Here is an 18,328-nt window from a genome sequence, read left to right on the forward strand (position 1 = left end):
AATGAATCAAGGGCATTGTATTTGAATGACATTGATCACTACTATTCAGAAGATGAATAAGCAGTTTATCCAATGAATTTTGGTTTTTATCTTCAATGGTTGATTGGAGCGGAAGATGCTCGACTCCTGCGGGAACTGATGGACAGGTGAGACCCCGCAGGACGAAGTCCGAGGAGGCTCACCGCCATCCCTGCGAAAGCGAGCATCTGGAGCGGAAATCAACCGCATCTCGCTTGTCTAAAAGCTACAATGTTAACGTAAACAGCCTTTTAAAATAAAACCCTGAAGAGAAACATTGAAAGGACCTCATCAACGATTTGCAAGGGGACAATACAATCAATATCACCCTCAAACATAATGTCAGTTCCATTCTGCAGTTTCAAAAAAACGATGATTGTTCCTTTCATCGATGACCTCATTTCCACTAAAAAATATCCCTCCATATGTCATGTATAGAATGAATCTCTTTGTTGCAAAATAAAATCGCTAACGTTAGTGAAAATAATGGAATTGAAACAGATTTGTGAACAAAAGGTAACTTAATTTTATAAATTTTTATGAATAGATATTGCTTAAATAGCGCTTTCATAAAAATATATGCATTTTATCTGTATAATTATTCATATGGGTAAATGTAATCAGAAAATTCAGTATGACTCGCCTGTGAATGTATGTTAGTATTAATAACGTTGTGAACTTGTTACGGAAATTCGCTTCGCAGAAAAAACTTTTTCAAACATTTATGAGTGAATAAGTTTACAACCCGTATGCATGGGGTAAAGAACTGTTGGAATGACATTTAATAAGTTCTTTTAGCATGGTTCTAAAGTTAGATTAAGCACCTAACGATTATTCAATTCAAATTCACTGAAAGGAGAATGCTAACTACACAATGGATATAGCTACTTTAGTTACATTTATCGTTTATTTAATTGGAATGCTCGCAATCGGTATTATTTCTTACAAATTAACAAGCAACTTATCGGATTACGTTCTTGGAGGACGTAGTTTAGGACCGGGGGTTGCTGCACTAAGTGCCGGCGCGTCTGACATGAGCTCATGGTTATTGCTCGGACTGCCTGGTCTTGCTTATGCAATTGGTTTAGGTTCAATTTGGTTAAGTATTGGATTGGTAATTGGTGCTTATTTAAACTGGAGGTTCGTTGCTTCAAGATTACGTTCATACACAGAGGTCGCAAACGACTCGATCACGGTTCCGGATTTCTTTGAAAATCGTTTTAAAGATGGATCCCGTCTTCTTCGTGTGATTTCAGCAGTGATTATTTTAGTATTCTTTACCTTCTATACATCTTCAGGTCTTGTAGGCGGAGCGTTATTATTCCAGGAAACGTTCGATATGTCTTACAATCAATCCCTTTGGATTGGTGCGATTGTAATCATCTCTTACACTTTCCTTGGAGGATTCTTAGCGGTAAGCTGGACTGACTTCGTTCAAGGGATCCTTATGTTCCTGGCACTTGTCATCACGCCTATCGTGGCAATCGCAGAACTTGGCGGCTGGAATGCGACAGTTGACGCCGTACGTGCTGTTGATCCTGCCAATCTGGATACAATGAATACGATGACAGGCATCGGAGTCGTTTCACTTCTTGCCTGGGGACTTGGTTACTTTGGTCAGCCCCATATCATCACTCGTTTTATGGCTCTTAAATCCACGAAAGATGTACCGAAAGCACGTTGGATCGGTATGAGCTGGATGACATTATCAATGATCGGTGCCGTATTGGTCGGTTTCTCTGGTCTTGCGTATTTCGCAGACATGCCATTGATCACGGCTGACGTTGATAATTCAGAGAAAGTATTCATCTTCTTTACGGATGTTTTATTCAACCCTTGGGTATCAGGTATCCTGCTGGCAGCGATCCTTTCTGCCATCATGAGTACAATCGATTCCCAGCTGCTGGTTTCATCAAGTGCATTGGCGGAAGATTTCTACAAAGCCATCATCCGCAAAAATGCGTCTGATAAAGAGTTGGTATGGGTTGGACGTATCGGCGTACTTCTCATCGCGTTCATCGCGATCATGCTTGCGATTCAAGGTAACCCTGCCAATGGCGGCGGTACGAAGATCCTTGATCTCGTCAGTTACGCATGGGGTGGATTCGGTGCAGCATTCGGACCGATCATCCTGTTGTCTCTATACTGGAAAGGCATGACACGAAACGGTGCACTGGCAGGTATGATCACTGGTGCTGTTACAGTTGTCGTATGGAAGCAGCTGACTGTAGCTGAAATCATTCCATTCTCACTGTATGAGATCGTTCCAGGATTCATCCTAGCGGTCATTGCAATCGTCATCTTCAGTAAAGTTGGACCACAGCCAAGCGCTGAAGTTCAAGCTGAATTCGACGAAGCCGTTGCAAACGACATCGTCAAATAATAGTACAATCATTCAAGAGGTCCGTCCCCCGTCACAAAAGTGACAAGGGGACGGACCTCTTTTTGTGTTGATGGCCGGTTTATATGTGCCTGATATTCAGCGATCCTGGGGTGGTTGCAAATTTTGTCGAAAGAAAAGTTGTAAAAAGTTGTTCCAAAATAATCCGCTCTGTTATACAATACAAACATGTTAATAAAACTGTATTATAACAATTGATTTGTGTAATACACTCAAGGAGTGAGGATGTTCCATGTCTACCAAAATGGTTGGAATCAATGTAACAGGAGAGATGAAGCCGGGTTTTGATGACATTTTATCCCCGGAGGCATTGCAATTTTTAGAACAGTTGGAGAGGCGATTCGGAGACCGGCAAAGGGAACTGTTGCACAACAGGGATCAACAGCAGGAACGGATCAACCGGGGAGAGCTTCCCAGCTTTTTACCGGAAACGGAATCGATTCGACAAAGTGAGTGGAAAGTCAGCCCGATTCCGCAGGCACTTCAGGATCGCAGGGTAGAGATCACCGGACCGGTCGACCGGAAAATGGTCATCAATGCATTGAATTCCGGAGCGAAATGTTTTATGGCATGCTTTGAAGATGCCACGTCACCAACATGGACCAACCTCATAGAAGGACAAATCAACCTCAGAGATGCTGTGCATCACACCATTGACTTCGAAACAAACGGAAAGCGTTATGAATTGAAAAAAGATCATGCGGTCCTCATCGTACGGCCGAGGGGGCTTCATCTGGAAGAGAAACATATTGAACTGGATGGGAAACCTCTTTCGGCAAGCCTGGTGGATTTTGGTTTATTTTTCTTCCATAACGCGACTTCTTTAACCTCACAGAATCAAGGCCCTTATTTTTACTTACCTAAACTAGAAAGTCACTTAGAAGCAAGATTGTGGAATGATGTGTTTGTCTACGCCCAGAAGTACGTCGGGATTCCGCAGGGCACGATCAAAGCAACGGTACTGATTGAGACGATCACGGCTGCGTTTGAAATGGATGAAATCCTTTATGAATTGAAGGAGCATTCGGCAGGATTGAACTGTGGAAGATGGGATTATATTTTCAGCTATATCAAAAAGCTCCGTGAGCAGGAAGATGTAATCCTGCCAGATCGATCATCGGTCACAATGACGTCGCCATTTATGAGAGCGTATTCACTACTGACGATCAAAACGTGTCACAGAAGGGGTGCCCCGGCGATTGGGGGAATGGCGGCGCAGATCCCAGTCAAGAATGATCCGGTCAAAAACGAGGAAGCGTTCAATAAAGTGAGAGCGGATAAAGAAAGGGAAGCCCGGGATGGCCATGATGGTACTTGGGTCGCCCATCCGGGACTTGTGCCTGTTGCGATGGATGTGTTCAATCAGGAAATGGAGAAGCCGAATCAAATTGATCTAAAGAAGCTTGAGGATCTGGAGGTATCAGCAGAAGAACTCCTCGCGGTTCCGGAGGGGCGTATCACCGAAGAAGGTGTAAGGCTCAATATCAACGTCGGCATTCAATATATTTCTTCATGGCTGAGCGGGCAGGGCGCGGCCCCGATCCACAACCTGATGGAAGATGTGGCAACTGCTGAAATTTCACGGGCCCAGCTTTGGCAATGGATCCGCCATCCAAAAGGCGTGCTCGATGATGGCCGTGACATCACCATCGGATTATATGAGCAGCTGAAGCAAGAAGAGCTCACCAAACTCAAAAGCCAACTGGGTGACGAACACTACAACCAAAGACGATTCCATGAAGCCGTCCAGCTATTCGACGACCTCATCCAGAACGATACCTTCACAGACTTCCTCACCATCCCAGGCTACCGCATCCTTTAGAGGGACGGACCTTGCAAGGGGAACGCACACTACAAAAAGGCGGCATGGTCAGGGAGCGATGCTTTAATGAATCATCGCTTCAGCGTGATGAGGGACGGACCTCGCTCCGGCCCGCACGCATCCCTGCACCCGCAAGGAAGCCGGGCAAAGCACCAAGGCCGAAGAACTGCTTTTTAAAATAAAAATCAAAAAACAAAAGGGAGAGATTTTCAATGGTAAAAGCAAATAACGAACGGGTAACAACGCTTCAGGAAGCTTGGGAAATGGATGAAAGATGGAAAGGGGTAACCCGTACGTACTCAGCAGAAGACGTAATCCGTTTACGTGGATCGATCGATATTGAACATACTTTGGCCCGCCGTGGATCTGAAAAGCTGTGGAACCTCCTTCATAAAGAGGATTATATCAACGCCCTTGGTGCATTGACGGGTAATCAGGCGGTCCAGCAGGTGAGAGCGGGACTGAAAGCGATCTACCTGAGCGGCTGGCAGGTTGCGGCTGACGCCAACTTATCAGGACACATGTATCCCGATCAAAGTCTGTATCCGGCAAACTCGGTACCATCGGTTGTCAAAAGGATCAATCAGGCGCTGCAGCGTGCCGACCAGGTTCATTATGTGGAAGGGGACGAATCGATTGATTGGTTCGTGCCGATCGTGGCCGATGCGGAAGCAGGCTTCGGGGGTCAGCTGAATGTGTTTGAATTGATGAAAGGCATGATTGAAGCCGGTGCATCAGCCGTCCACTTCGAGGATCAGCTTTCTTCTGAAAAGAAATGCGGTCACCTGGGAGGCAAGGTGCTCCTTCCTACGCAAACGGCAGTGAAAAATCTCATCTCTGCCCGCCTGGCAGCGGACGTCATGGGCGTTCCGACATTGATCGTCGCACGGACGGATGCGAATGCGGCAGATTTGATCACGAGCGATGTGGATCCTTATGATGCACAGTTCATCACAGGCGATCGTACGCCGGAAGGCTTCTTCCGTACCAATGCTGGTCTTGACCAGGCGATTGCGAGGGGGCTTGCGTATGCTCCGTATGCGGATCTTGTGTGGTGTGAAACGTCTGAACCGAATCTTGAGGAAGCCCGCCGCTTTGCAGAAGCGATCCATGCGGAACACCCTGGCAAATTACTTGCCTATAACTGTTCACCGTCCTTCAACTGGAAAAAGAAACTGGATGATGAGACGATTGCCAAGTTCCAGGTTGAGCTTGGGAAGATGGGCTACAAGTTCCAGTTCGTCACGCTTGCAGGCTTCCATGCCCTGAACCACAGCATGTTTGAGCTTGCACGTGGATATAAAGACCGTGGCATGGCAGCTTATTCTCAGCTTCAGGAAGCAGAGTTCGCAAGCGAAAAGCACGGCTATTCTGCAACAAGGCATCAGCGTGAAGTCGGAACCGGTTATTTTGATGAAGTGTCGATGGTCATTTCAGGCGGAACATCCTCTACAACAGCATTGAAAGGTTCGACTGAAGCCGCTCAGTTTTAATATTCCTAATATAAAATGAATGGTATACAGGAGGTCCGTCCCTCAAAGGTATTTAACCTTTGAGGGACGGACCTTTCGTGTTTCAGGGAGGACTGGTACTATCGGATTAATTTTGTGAATAGAGTAACATTTTAAAAATATTTATAAATATACTATTGATTTTATTAATATACATCCATATAATAGGACCTAATTTAAATTTATTATGTGTGGTGAATGTTTGTGAATGTTGGAATTGTAGGTAGTACAGGTTATGGAGGGGTAGAGCTGTATCGGTTGTTATCGAAGCACCCCCATGTGCATGAATGCATTTTGTATTCATCTTCTTTAGAAGGCACGCCTTATGTGGATCAGTACCCCCATCTGGCCGGTCTGTCACAGGAAATGGTGAAGCCGATCGTGATCGGGGAAATGCAGGAGCTTGATTTTGTCTTTTTGGCCGTACCGTCAGGCGTATCAAAAGAGTTGTCGCCGAAACTCGTCGGAAAGAAGGCGAAGGTGATTGACCTGTCCGGAGACCTCCGCTTAAAGGATCCGTCACAATATGAAGAATGGTATAAAGGAGAATCTGCACCGGAGGATATTCTGAATGAAGCGGTATACGGTTTGACCGAAATGAACCGGAATGCGGTCAAAGAGGCGAAGTTGATTGCCAATCCCGGGTGTTTTCCGACGGCGACCCTTCTCGGCTTAGCCCCATTGCTCCATCACGGGCTGATTGATCCCGGGTCGATCATCATCGATGCGAAAACGGGATTATCAGGGGCCGGAAGGAAGGCAAGCCTTGCCAGTCATTTTTCAGAAACGCAGGAAAATCTGCGAATCTATAAAGTTCATGAACATCAGCACATCCCGGAAATTGAACAGCAATTGAAGGAATGGAATGTAGAGACGGGACCGATTTCGTTTACGACACACCTTATTCCGATGACCCGGGGCATTATGGCGACGATGTATGCACAGTTGACGGATGACATCGCAACCGGAGCGCTGCATGACATCTACAGTGAATTTTATCATCATCAGCCATTCATCAGAGTGCGTCCGTCAGGTCAATTCCCGGGTACAAAGGAAGTGTTCGGCACTAACTTCTGTGATCTGTCGGTCAAGGCAGATCCGCGGACGAACCGGGTCACGGTCGTCGCGGTCATCGATAATCTGATCAAAGGGGCGGCAGGTCAGGCTGTCCAGAATATGAACGTGATGTTAGGGATCGACGAAACGACCGGCTTGCATCATGATCCAATCTATCCGTAAGAGGGGGAGAATCTATGAAACTAGTTAAAGGGCAAGCGGTCCAACAAATCAAGGGAGGAACGATTCTGACGCCTCGCGGATACAAGGCAGGCGGGATGCATATCGGTCTCCGGTACGCAAAGAAAGATTTCGGGGTCGTTTACAGTGAGAAACCGGCGCAGTGCGGGGCCGTGTATACACAGAGTCACTTTCAGGCAGCGCCGCTGAAGGTCACCCAGGAAAGCATCTCTGCATCAGGACAGCTGCAGGCGATCGTCGTGAACAGCGCCATCGCAAACGCTTGTACAGGAGAGCAGGGCTTAAAGGATGCCTATCAGACAAGGGAGTGGATCGCAGAGCGCTTCCAGATCGCAGAAGATCATGTAGCCGTTGCTTCCACAGGGGTCATCGGTGAGTGGCTTCAGATGGAAAAGATGGAGCAGGGCTGCCGGGAGATCGAGGTCGAGAGCGGTCAACAAGGCGCAGATGCGTTCCATCAAGCCATCCTGACGACAGATACGGTTGAAAAATCATCCTGCTATCAAGTGGAAATCGACGGAGAAACCGTCACGATCGGTGGATGTGCCAAGGGATCCGGGATGATCCATCCGAATATGGCGACGATGCTCGGCTTCATTACAACCGACGCGCATATCGATTCTGCCACGCTTCAACAAGCTCTTCATGCATCGATCAATCAATCATTCAATCAAATCACTGTAGACGGAGAAACGTCCACCAATGATATGGTCATTGTCATGGCAAACGGAATGGCAGGGAATGATCTCCTTCATGAGCATCATCCGGACTGGCTGCAGTTTCAACAAGGTTTGAACGCCGTTTGTGAGGACCTTGCGAAACAGATCGCACGTGACGGGGAAGGGGCAACGAAGCTGGTGGAAGTGAATGTCACCGGCGCCCATACCGATCAGGATGCCAATATCCTCTCAAAGAAAGTGGTAGGATCCAATTTAGTGAAGACGGCCATCTACGGCTGTGACCCGAACTGGGGGAGGATTGTGGGTGCCATGGGGCACAGCGACGTCACGATCGCGCCCCAGTTCTGTGACATCTATATCGGTGATACCCTCGTATTCTCAAAAGGGACGCCGCAGGCATTCAATGAGGAAGCTGTCAGCAATTATATGCAGGCTGAGAAGGTCGTCATAGATATCCTGTTGAACGATGGGGACGGAAAAGGAAAAGCATGGGGGTGTGACCTAACGTATGATTATGTCAAAATCAACGCCAGTTACCGGACGTAAGCCTGCAATTGTCGTCAAATTAGGGGGCAGCGTCCTCTCCAAGCTGACTGATTCCTTCTTCAGGAGCATGAAGGAGCTGCAACAGCAGTTTGAGGTGATCATCGTCCACGGCGGCGGGCCCCATATTTCATATATGCTTGCCAATCTCGATATTGAATCCACTTTTATAAACGGACAAAGAAAAACAACCAGGGATGTTTTCGGGGTTGCAGAACAGGTGTTGAAAGGAAAGGTGAACGGTGATCTGACCCACCGGCTGAATATGGCGGGACTGGACGCGGTCGGGCTTTCGGGATACGACGCCGGACTGCTGAAGGCATCCTTCATCGATGAGGAGACGCTCGGGTATGTCGGCAAGGTTGAAGAAGTCAATCAACTACTGCTGCACACCCTGCTTTCCCAGAACTATCTGCCGGTGATTGCGCCGCTCGCGACAACAACCGATGGGGAAAAACTCAATGTCAACGCCGATCTTGCAGCCTCTGCCGTAGCAGAAGCGATCCAGGCAGAAAAGCTTGTGTTTGTCACCGATGTTCCCGGTATTTTAAAAGACGGGGAGCTTGTTTCACGTGTAACAAAGGATGCGATCCTTCATTATATAGAAGCCGGCGTGATCTACGGCGGAATGATCCCGAAAGTTCAGGCGGCATTATCTGCTCTCGATGGGAATTTGAATGAAGTAATGATCGTCGGCTGTCAGGATGCATTCATCCAGGACGGGGAAATGGTAGGAACACGAATTACAGAAGGAAAAGAGGAGGTTGGGGCGGTATGAGTCATGTATTTCCGACATACAATCGATTGGGCATTGAATTGGTTTCAGGACAAGGCACGAAGGTTCAAGATCAACACGGGAAGTCATATTTGGATTTCATTTCAGGGATCGCCGTCTGTAATTTAGGCCACGTCCCGACAGTCGTGAAGGAAGCAGTCGAAGAGCAGCTTGGGAAGTTGTGGCATGTATCGAATCTGTTTCCGATTACGAAGCAGGAGGAGGTCGCGACCCTTCTTGCGTCCGCTACCGGCCTTGACGCGGTGTTCTTTTGCAACAGTGGGGCAGAGGCGAATGAAGCGGCGATCAAGCTGGCGAGAAAGCACACAGGGAAATCGAAAATCCTTACGTTCAAGCAATCCTTTCATGGCCGGACATTTGCAACAATGAGCGCGACCGGTCAGGAGAAGATCCACAGCGGGTTCGGTCCGCTGCTTGAGACATTTGAATACCTTCCATTCAACGATGAAACCGCCCTTTCCCACATCGTAGAAAAAGACACGGCGGCGATCATGGTAGAGGTGATCCAGGGCGAAGGCGGCGTGAATCCGGGAACCCTCACCTTTTTAAAGGCGGTGGAAGAAAAGTGCCGGGAGCTTGGTGCTTTACTTATCATCGATGAAGTCCAAACGGGCATCGGGCGTACAGGAAAGCCGTTTGCTTACCAGCATTTCGATCTCGATCCGGATATTGTCACTGCAGCCAAAGGATTGGGGAGCGGATTTCCGGTAGGGGCCATGATCGGGAAGAAAGAACTCATCCCTTCATTTTCGCCAGGTACACACGGGTCGACATTCGGAGGGAATCCATTGGCGATGGCCGCTGCGAAGGCGACGGTTGAAACGATTTTCGACGGGAGCTTCGAGAAGGAAGTGCAGCAGAAATCAACGTACTTCATCAACAAGTTGAAAAAAGAGCTGCAGGAATACCCAATCGTCCAAGAAGTGAAAGGAATCGGCTTCATGATCGGTATCCTGTTCGACCAGGAAGTGAATGACATCATTTATGAGCTGAGACAAAATGGATTGTTGACGCTACCGGCAGGGACGCATGTGATCAGGCTTCTGCCGCCGTTAACGGTCACCAATGATGAGCTTGATCAAGCAGTGAAGATTGTTGCAAATACGGTCAAAGAACTGCAGGCGGCAAGTGTTTCTTAGAAGTTTGTTCTGCCGGCAATGCAAATTTTTTTGAATATGAATGTATAAAAATACTTAAATATAATTAAATATTCAACAGGAGGTAAGCTCATGAAGAGTTATCTATGCTTGGAAAACGGCAGCACCTTTACAGGTGAGGTCACGTGGGATGCAGACGGGCCCGTTCAGGGTGAGATCGTATTTTTCACAGGAATGACGGGTTATCAGGAAGTGCTGACCGACCCATCTTATAAAGATCAAATCGTCGTCTTCACCTATCCGCTCATCGGACAGTACGGGGTGAATGAAGATGATTTCGAAAGTGAAAAGCCCCAGGTGAAAGGGGTCATCATGCTTCGGTCTCCTGAGCTTTATTCCCATTACCATGCCACATCGTCCTTGAAGGATTATCTCTTGAAGTGGAAGATTCCTTTCATGACGGGAGTGGATACCCGTGAGGTAGTGAAGGAAATCCGTAACGCAGGGAGTCAGAATGCATGTATCTCCCATACAAAAACGCTTCCCGACAAAAAGAAGCATACGGGACAGATTGAGCAAGTGGCCCTTTCACATATCCGCAAGCTCGGGCATGGTGACAAACATATTGCCGTCATTGACTTCGGCGTGAAGAAGTCGATCATATCGAGCCTGGTCAAAATGGATTGTCAGGTCACGGTCATTCCGTATGATCAACTGGACGTACTGGACCAATTGAACGTCGATGGCCTGGTGCTGTCAAACGGTCCCGGAGACCCGAAGGATATGATGAAATATCTGCCGGCGCTGAAAGAGAAGATGCTGAAGCTTCCGACACTCGGAATCTGCCTCGGTCACCAGTTGATCGCCCTTGCATTCGGTGGGGATACGGAGCGTTTGTTATTCGGTCACAGAGGGGCGAACCATCCGGTGATCGATACGGAAAGCGGAGAAGTGTTCATCACTTCGCAAAATCATAACTATGTCGTCAACCGGGATAGTCTGGACGGGACAGGATTGAAGCCCCGGTTCATGAATGTGAATGACGGTTCTCTGGAGGGCCTTCAACATGCGAACAAGCCGATCCTATCCGTTCAATTCCATCCGGAAGCGCGTCCGGGTCCGGAAGATGCTTCATGGATATTCGAACATTTCTATCAAAGTATCAAACAACCAGGGAGAGAGAAGATGTATGCCTAAAGAATCTACTATACAAAAAGTCCTGATCATCGGATCTGGCCCCATCATCATCGGGCAAGCAGCAGAATTTGATTATTCCGGAACGCAAGGATGCCTTGCCTTGAAAGAAGAGGGCTATGAAGTGATCCTGGTGAACCACAACCCGGCCACAATCATGACAGACACGACCTATGCAGACAATGTGTACTGTGAGCCGCTTACAATTAAAACGTTGACCGCCATCATTGAAAAAGAACGTCCAGACGGCCTCGTAGCCAATCTCGGGGGCCAAACCGCCCTTAACCTGGCAGTCGGCCTTGATGAAAAGGGGATTCTGGCCAAATATGGTGTCAAGCTGCTCGGCACATCGGTGGATTCTATCCAAAAAGGGGAAGACCGTGAAAAATTCCGGACCTTGATGAACACATTGGGGCATCCGACGGCAGAAAGTGCGATTGTCCATAATTTAAAGGAAGCCCTCGTTTTCGCTGAAACGATCTCCCTGCCGATCATCGTCCGCCCTGCTTACACCCTTGGAGGAAGAGGCGGCGGGATTGCCTCGACCCACGAAGAATATTGCAAGCTCGTCCAGACCGGGCTGAAGGCAAGCCCGATCACTCAGGTGCTGGTGGAGAAAAGCATAGCCGGGTTCAAAGAAATCGAGTATGAAGTGATGAGAGATTCGAAAGGAAATTGTATATCCGTCTGTAATATGGAAAACTTCGACCCTGTCGGTGTCCATACCGGGGATTCGATCGTCGTCGCACCATCCCAGACGCTGACCGATCAGGAGTTCCACATGCTCCGCACAGCAGCATTTGATATCATCAGTGCGTTAGAGGTAGTGGGAGGATGCAATATACAATTTGCTTTAGACCCTGACAGTAACCAATATTACGTCATCGAAGTGAACCCACGTGTGAGCAGGTCTTCGGCACTTGCTTCCAAAGCGACCGGCTATCCGATCGCGAAGATCGCCGTCAAGCTTGCCGTCGGCCAAACGCTGGATGAAATCATCAATCCGTTGACACGCACCACGTTCGCAAGCTTCGAACCGGCACTGGATTACGTCGTTGTCAAATTCCCGAGATGGCCGTTTGATAAATTCCCTGAAGCAAATCGCGTGCTTGGGACGAAAATGAAGGCGACCGGTGAAGTGATGGCGATCGAGCGTTCGTTAGAAGCAGCTTTCCAAAAAGCCCTGCACTCACTGGATCTGTCCCTCGAATCGATCAGTGACGGCTTGAGCCAATTATCTTCAGAAGAACTGTTCACGAAGATCGCGACGCCGACAGACCTCCGTTTCTTTGAATTGGTGGAATTGTTCAGACGTGGCCATACAATAGAAGAAATTCACGCTGCAACAAAAGTCGATGTGCTGTTTTTATCCATTCTCCAACATATCGTCTCGATGGAAAAGAAGCTTACCGGGGCGACGCTCACACCTGAGTTGTTGAAAGAAGCGAAGGAATATCGTTTTGAAGATGACATGATCGGCGCGCTCACTGGGAACGACGCCGGATCGGTTCACAAGCTGAGAGAAGAGCACGGCATACTGCCCGTCTTTAAGATGGTCGATACATGTGCCGGCGAATTCGAGGCAATCACGAATTATGCGTACTCAACCTATTATGGAAGCAATGAAATCGAACCGCTTCAAGGGGAAAAGAAGGTCCTGATCATAGGTGCCGGACCGATCCGGATTGGCCAGGGTGTCGAATTCGATTACAGTGCCGTCAAAGCGATCCAACGCTTGAAAGCACATGGTTATACCACCATTATGGTCAACAACAACCCAGAGACCGTCAGTACCGATTACGAAACGGCGGATCGTTTGTATTTTGAACCGATCACAGAAGAGTCGGTCCTGTCGATCATCGCACATGAGCAGATCGATTCAGTGCTCGTCCAATTCGGTGGACAGACGGCATTGAACCTTGCTGAAATACTGGAAGAAAAGGGTGTCAGCTTACTTGGGACCTCGTCAGACATCATCGACCGGGTTGAGGACCGTGAACGCTTTTATCAATTCCTCGATGAATGGCAGATTCCACGTGTAAAAGGGGATATCTGTCACAGTAAAGAAGAAGCGCTGCAGGTTGCCGGGCATCTTGCCTTCCCGCTCCTTTGCCGTCCTTCTTATGTCATCGGCGGGAAAGGAATGGTGAAAGTCCAGACCCCGGAAGAAATGCAAGCCTTTATCCAGGGGGCGGAAAAAGCATACTTCCCGATCCTGATCGATGAATTCAAAGAAGGCAGGGAAGTCGAAATCGATCTTGTGGGAGACGGAAAAACAGCGTACGTACCAGGCGTGATGGAGCATATCGAACGTGCCGGTGTCCATTCAGGCGACAGCATGTCGATCTTCCCTTCAGAATCGTTATCGAGAGCCGTCAAGGAAACAATCGAAGACTATGCCGGAAAAATCGTATCCGGCCTTCAATACAAGGGGATCATGAATATTCAATTCCTCCTGCAGGGTGAGGAAGTCCTCGTGCTTGAAGTGAACCCCCGTGCGAGCAGGACGGTACCGGTCATCAGCAAGATCATCGGTTATCCGCTGATCGATATGGCCACAGATCTGATCTGTGATCATCAGGCTGCGATCTATTGCTTTACCCCGCCGACTGAAATCGATTTGGTCGGTGTGAAATATCCTGTATTTTCATCCCACGCCCTGCCGGAAATCGATCAAATACTCGGCGCCAACATGAAATCGACGGGAGAGGGATTATGCCTCGGTGAAACCGTTGAAGAAGCGCTGTTCAAAGTGTTCGAGGAAGTCCACGAGGGCATCACGGCAGGCGGCACCATCTTTGTAGACAGTGAATGTGCAGACTTAAAGGCATATCAAACGGCAGGCGAATCCTCTTTTTATGAGTGGGTCGAATCAGATCACGCCACCGTCTATTACAGCCAGGAAGAAACAGCAGAAATGAAGAAAAGAAGGATGGCGGCACTGGAAGCGGGAATCACTGTATTAACAGAAGCGGACACGCTGAAAGCATTCATCCGGAGCGCGGATGCACCGAAAGTCCAGCCGATCCCGCTGGCCCAGTCCAAAACGATACAGGGAGTGAGCAGAGTATGATGAATTCACAACTTGCACCAACACCGGTCTCTCTAAAAGGGAGGGACCTCATCACGTGGCTTGATTATAGTACGGAGGAAGTGCATGAACTGCTGTCCCTTGCACAGCAATTGAAAAAACATCCCCACTCTAAGGCGCTTGAGGGAAAAACCCTGGCGATGATCTTTGAAAAATCGTCCACAAGAACCCGGGTATCCTTTGAAGTAGGGATGCTTCAATCAGGCGGGCACGCCATCTACCTGAATTCCCGTGATATCCAGCTTGGAAGGGGAGAATCGATCGCCGATACGGCGCGGGTCCTTTCATCTTACGTAGACGGGATCATGATCCGTACCTTTGAGACGGAGAAAGTGGAACAGCTTGCCGAATACGCAAGTGTGCCCGTCATCAACGGCCTCTGCGACACGTATCATCCATGCCAGGCATTGGCCGATGTCCTGACGATCCTTGAACTGAAAGGCAAGCTGAAGGGAGAAAAGGTCGTCTATATCGGGGACGGTAACAACGTCGCCCACTCCTTCATGATCCTTTGTGCAAAGCTTGGGATGGACGTCGTCGTCTCTTGCCCGAAAGGCTATGAACCTGCCGGGAAAATCGTCAAAGAAACAGAAGCCCTCGCAGCTGAAAGCGGCGGCAGTTTCTCACTTATTTACGATCCGGTCGAAGCGGTGAGCAGTGCAGGCATCGTCTACACCGACGTATGGGCGAGCATGGGACAGGAAGAAGAAGCGGCCAAACGCCTCGAGGACTTCAACGGCTACCAAGTCAACGAAGAGCTCATGGAACACGCAGCGGAAGATGTGAAATTCCTCCACTGTCTCCCGGCCCACAGAGAAGAAGAAGTGACAGCGGCCGTCATCGACGGACCAAGCTCCGCCGTCTTCCAACAAGCAGAAAACCGACTTCATGTTCAAAAAGCGATTTTACAATCCGTTCTGTAGAAATCCAGTGTCCGGACGATCCATTGAGATCGTCCGGATTTTTTTACAGTGGAAAGCGGAGTTTTGTCCGAAAATTGACAGGACGCCATATTCAATGGAAATCCGTCTGTTTTTTAGTTGCCTGAACGCCTTTTCATAAGAGAAAATGGGACATACCCGAATACACACATGGAAACATATAGTGTAGGAGAAACTGAGGATAGATGTTTTGGAGGTGCCGTGCATTGAACAGACCGACAGTCGATGATTACTTGGAAAATGGAATATACGGGCAGAAACAGACGAAGCCCGATGAAAGAAGAAAGTTCCTCGGAACCCTGAGGGAACGGATCGTCATTGCCCTCACCCAAAGTCAGGTAAGGGAAAAGGGCGTCTATAAGGAAGTCCAGGAAAGCCTGAAAAAGCATCCCGATGCCAAGCTTTTACTCAACGGGAATATGAGCTACACATTCCTGTCAAAATACATCAAGCTCGCAGATTCCCACCACGTCCCCTTCTCAATGGTGACGAACAAAGAAACCGAAACCGAAATCGGACTCGTCCTCGCCTACGACCACGCCATCGACAAGGAAGAAATCTACGTGAAGAAAAAAAGTGGTGACGGAAAACCGGCGGAACAAAAGAAAAAAAAGAATAGCCTGTTATCATCGCTTAAAAATAAGCTTCTTAAGTAGAAGGAAGGAGGGGCCGTGCAGCCGTTGGTCCCTCTTCATTTCACTAACGGACCGGTAGATAGCGCTCCGGGTCAAGCTTACCCCCTTCGGCCACAACCGCCGTCATCCCCTCATCTGAGCCTGACTCGTGCATTTCTCCTTTTTCCCAGTAAATCGCTGTACCGGGCCCGACCATGACTCTTTCTTCCCCCTCAACCCTCACCCACCCACGGCCGGATGTCACCATCAAAAGCTGATCGCACATCGCCGGATGCATCCCAAGGACGCTGTTTGCCTCTAAATAAAAATACCCGATTTGAAAAGATTCATCTGGTTTTAATAAAGGATGGATGGTCACATTTTGACTGTTGAATTGACCTATGGATTTTCCCGTTTGTTGATGAAAGCTGTATATTTTCATGAAATCACCTCTTGGTATAGGTTCGTGGTTGGGTGGGGGAATCCTTTAATGGGGAATGGTGCGAATACAGTTTGATTAGACGGAGAGAGCTGTCGAATATGAAGGGGAACCGACGTGGAAAAGAAGGAACTTCCTGGATTTTGGATGGGAAGTTACAAAAAATCTTTTTGTGAAATTGTCTTTTAACTACTTTTGGAGTGGGGGTTTTTGTGGAAAAGTGATTAGATTATAAGGGAGGGGGTGATGCATAAAGGGTAATGCTTCTGGATAAAAATGGTAAATGACGCAAATACCCTCTATTTAGACGCAATAAAAGAAAAAACGACGCAATCAAGGACGAAACAGACGCAATTAAGGTCCAGAATGACGCAATCAACACCAAAAACGACGCAATCAGAGACCGACAGCTGGTCATCATGACCGGGAACCGACCCTAGAAAGGGGGAAACTCCTAATTTTCGATGACAGCAATACCGATTACAAAAATCTTTTGTAATTTTGTCTATTAACTACTCTTAAAGCAGGAAATTTTACAAAAAACGTGATCAGATTATAAGGAAAGAAGGTGACAGAGGGAGTGACGCATAAAAAAGAAAAGTGACGCATAACAGGCCGAGACCGACGCATAAAACTGAGAACTGACGCATAAGGGCCAATACCCGTTATGTATAAAAATGGAAATATACGCAAATACATCCTATTCAGACGCAATAAAAGAAAAAACGACGCAATCAAGGCCGAAACAGACGCAATTAAGGTCCAGAATGACGCAATCAACACCAAAAACGACGCAATCAGAGAACGACAGCCGCCGATCATGACCGGGAACCGACTCTGGAAAGGAAGAAACTCCTAATTTTCGATGACAGCAATACCAATTACAAAAATCTTTTGTAATTTTGTCTATTAACTACTCTTAAAGCAGGAATTTTTACAAAAAGCGTGATCAGATTATAAGGAAAGAAGGTGACAGAGGGAGTGACGCATAAAAAAGAAAAGTGACGCATAAAGGTGATGTGGCGACGCATAAAAAGAAAAAGTGACGCATAACAGGCCGAGACCGACGCATAAAACTGAGAACTGACGCATAAGGGCCAATACCCGTTATGTATAAAAATGGAAATATACGCAAATACATCCTATTCAGACGCAATAAAAGAAAAAACGACGCAATCAAGGCCGAAACAGACGCAATTAAGGTCCAGAATGACGCAATCAACACCGAAAACGACGCAATCAGAGACCGCCAGCTGCCCACCCTGACCAGAAACCGACCCTGGAAAAGAACAAACTCCCCAATTTACCGCCAAAAAAGCCCTCCACCATTACCGAAACCCACTCCCAAAAGAAAAAACGATCCCAATTCCACAAAAAAACGCTCCCCAATCCCCCACCAACTTCTCGCAAACCCCAATCGCTCAATAAAAAAGAATTCACCGCCATCAGTACCCACCATCCCAACCCAAGGTCCGTCCCCCATAAAATCACACCGGCTCTCCTTTTCGTGATAGAATGGAGGGAGGTATGGACAACTGTTGGGGTCACTTATCATAGTTGCTTTAATGACGCGAATTTTGGTATTATCAATAGTATTGTGAGTGTTCGAACATATACGGAGGTGAAGAAGATGTCTAGAATTTCTGAAGAGCAGGTGAAGCATGTAGCGCATCTTGCACGACTAGCCATCACGGAGGATGAAGCGAAGAAGTTTACGACTCAGCTTGATGCGATTATTGGGTTTGCCGAGCAGCTGAATGAGTTGGATACAGCGAATGTGGAAGCGACGAGTCATGTGCTTGATATGAAGAATGTTATGCGTGAGGATGAGCCTGTTGAGGGTCTGCCACGTGAAGAAGTGTTGAAGAACGCACCAGATAAACAGGATGGACAAGTTCGCGTTCCATCGATCTTGGACTAAGGA

Annotated in this window: 13 protein-coding genes; 12 read left to right on the forward strand and 1 reads right to left on the reverse strand. The window is 47.9% G+C overall.

Features of this window, described 5'->3' with window-relative positions:
- Nucleotides 1–892 precede the first annotated feature (892 nt).
- The 11 genes from putP (at nt 893) to KH172YL63_RS02070 (ending at nt 16,007) form a co-directional block, all read left to right on the forward strand.
- Nucleotides 893–2,401, forward strand: a complete 1,509-nt coding sequence (putP, locus tag KH172YL63_RS02020) for a sodium/proline symporter PutP (RefSeq protein ID WP_173104543.1) — start codon at nt 893–895, stop codon at nt 2,399–2,401.
- Between the two features lie 250 nt (nt 2,402–2,651).
- Nucleotides 2,652–4,241 carry a malate synthase A gene (aceB, locus tag KH172YL63_RS02025; protein ID WP_173104544.1) on the forward strand — a complete coding sequence of 530 codons (1,590 nt, stop codon included), beginning with the start codon at nt 2,652–2,654 and terminating at the stop codon, nt 4,239–4,241.
- Between the two features lie 212 nt (nt 4,242–4,453).
- Nucleotides 4,454–5,734 (forward strand): isocitrate lyase, encoded by a 1,281-nt coding sequence (gene aceA, locus KH172YL63_RS02030; RefSeq protein WP_173104545.1) that lies wholly within the window; start codon nt 4,454–4,456, stop codon nt 5,732–5,734.
- A gap of 222 nt (nt 5,735–5,956) precedes the next feature.
- Nucleotides 5,957–6,991, forward strand: coding sequence for an N-acetyl-gamma-glutamyl-phosphate reductase (argC, locus tag KH172YL63_RS02035; RefSeq protein WP_173104546.1), 1,035 nt, complete (start codon nt 5,957–5,959; stop codon nt 6,989–6,991).
- 14 nt (nt 6,992–7,005) lie between these two features.
- Nucleotides 7,006–8,235, forward strand: coding sequence for a bifunctional ornithine acetyltransferase/N-acetylglutamate synthase (gene argJ, locus KH172YL63_RS02040; protein WP_173104547.1), 1,230 nt, complete (start codon nt 7,006–7,008; stop codon nt 8,233–8,235).
- The gene (argB, locus tag KH172YL63_RS02045; RefSeq protein WP_232066095.1) at nt 8,198–9,010 is read left to right on the forward strand and encodes an acetylglutamate kinase; all 813 of its coding nucleotides are present in this window, start codon (nt 8,198–8,200) and stop codon (nt 9,008–9,010) included. The genes argJ and argB overlap by 38 nt, the downstream gene beginning before the upstream one ends.
- Nucleotides 9,007–10,167 (forward strand): acetylornithine transaminase, encoded by a 1,161-nt coding sequence (locus tag KH172YL63_RS02050; RefSeq protein ID WP_173104548.1) that lies wholly within the window; start codon nt 9,007–9,009, stop codon nt 10,165–10,167. The genes argB and KH172YL63_RS02050 overlap by 4 nt, the downstream gene beginning before the upstream one ends.
- A gap of 90 nt (nt 10,168–10,257) precedes the next feature.
- On the forward strand, nt 10,258–11,322 hold the full coding sequence (locus tag KH172YL63_RS02055; protein WP_173104549.1) for a carbamoyl phosphate synthase small subunit: 1,065 nt from the start codon (nt 10,258–10,260) through the stop codon (nt 11,320–11,322).
- On the forward strand, nt 11,315–14,392 hold the full coding sequence (locus tag KH172YL63_RS02060; RefSeq protein ID WP_173104550.1) for a carbamoyl-phosphate synthase (glutamine-hydrolyzing) large subunit: 3,078 nt from the start codon (nt 11,315–11,317) through the stop codon (nt 14,390–14,392). The genes KH172YL63_RS02055 and KH172YL63_RS02060 overlap by 8 nt, the downstream gene beginning before the upstream one ends.
- On the forward strand, nt 14,389–15,333 hold the full coding sequence (argF, locus tag KH172YL63_RS02065; protein WP_442858749.1) for an ornithine carbamoyltransferase: 945 nt from the start codon (nt 14,389–14,391) through the stop codon (nt 15,331–15,333). The genes KH172YL63_RS02060 and argF overlap by 4 nt, the downstream gene beginning before the upstream one ends.
- Before the next feature lie 224 nt (nt 15,334–15,557).
- Complete coding sequence (locus KH172YL63_RS02070; protein WP_232066096.1) at nt 15,558–16,007, forward strand: YueI family protein; 450 nt, start codon at nt 15,558–15,560, stop codon at nt 16,005–16,007.
- A 43-nt stretch (nt 16,008–16,050) separates the two neighbouring features.
- Here the strand turns inward: KH172YL63_RS02070 and KH172YL63_RS02075 are convergent, their stop codons facing one another.
- Entirely contained in the window at nt 16,051–16,407 is a 357-nt protein-coding gene (locus tag KH172YL63_RS02075) for a cupin domain-containing protein (RefSeq protein WP_173104552.1), read from the reverse strand.
- A 1,627-nt stretch (nt 16,408–18,034) separates the two neighbouring features.
- Between KH172YL63_RS02075 and gatC the strand changes: the two genes are divergently transcribed.
- Nucleotides 18,035–18,325: an Asp-tRNA(Asn)/Glu-tRNA(Gln) amidotransferase subunit GatC gene (gatC, locus tag KH172YL63_RS02080; RefSeq protein WP_173104553.1), complete on the forward strand. Its 291-nt coding sequence runs from the start codon at nt 18,035–18,037 to the stop codon at nt 18,323–18,325.
- Nucleotides 18,326–18,328 lie beyond the last annotated feature (3 nt).

Origin of the sequence: Bacillus sp. KH172YL63 (assembly GCF_011398925.1) — a bacterium.
Lineage (GTDB): Bacteria > Bacillota > Bacilli > Bacillales > Bacillaceae_B > Rossellomorea.

Coding starts and splice junctions, on each gene's coding strand:
- putP (WP_173104543.1), top strand. CDS start 893: ATGGATATAGCTACTTTAGTTACATTTATCGTTTATTTAATTGGAATG.
- aceB (WP_173104544.1), top strand. CDS start 2,652: ATGTCTACCAAAATGGTTGGAATCAATGTAACAGGAGAGATGAAGCCG.
- aceA (WP_173104545.1), top strand. CDS start 4,454: ATGGTAAAAGCAAATAACGAACGGGTAACAACGCTTCAGGAAGCTTGG.
- argJ (WP_173104547.1), top strand. CDS start 7,006: ATGAAACTAGTTAAAGGGCAAGCGGTCCAACAAATCAAGGGAGGAACG.
- argB (WP_232066095.1), top strand. CDS start 8,198: ATGATTATGTCAAAATCAACGCCAGTTACCGGACGTAAGCCTGCAATT.
- KH172YL63_RS02050 (WP_173104548.1), top strand. CDS start 9,007: ATGAGTCATGTATTTCCGACATACAATCGATTGGGCATTGAATTGGTT.
- KH172YL63_RS02055 (WP_173104549.1), top strand. CDS start 10,258: ATGAAGAGTTATCTATGCTTGGAAAACGGCAGCACCTTTACAGGTGAG.
- KH172YL63_RS02060 (WP_173104550.1), top strand. CDS start 11,315: ATGCCTAAAGAATCTACTATACAAAAAGTCCTGATCATCGGATCTGGC.
- argF (WP_442858749.1), top strand. CDS start 14,389: ATGATGAATTCACAACTTGCACCAACACCGGTCTCTCTAAAAGGGAGG.
- KH172YL63_RS02075 (WP_173104552.1), bottom strand. CDS start 16,407: ATGAAAATATACAGCTTTCATCAACAAACGGGAAAATCCATAGGTCAA.
- gatC (WP_173104553.1), top strand. CDS start 18,035: ATGTCTAGAATTTCTGAAGAGCAGGTGAAGCATGTAGCGCATCTTGCA.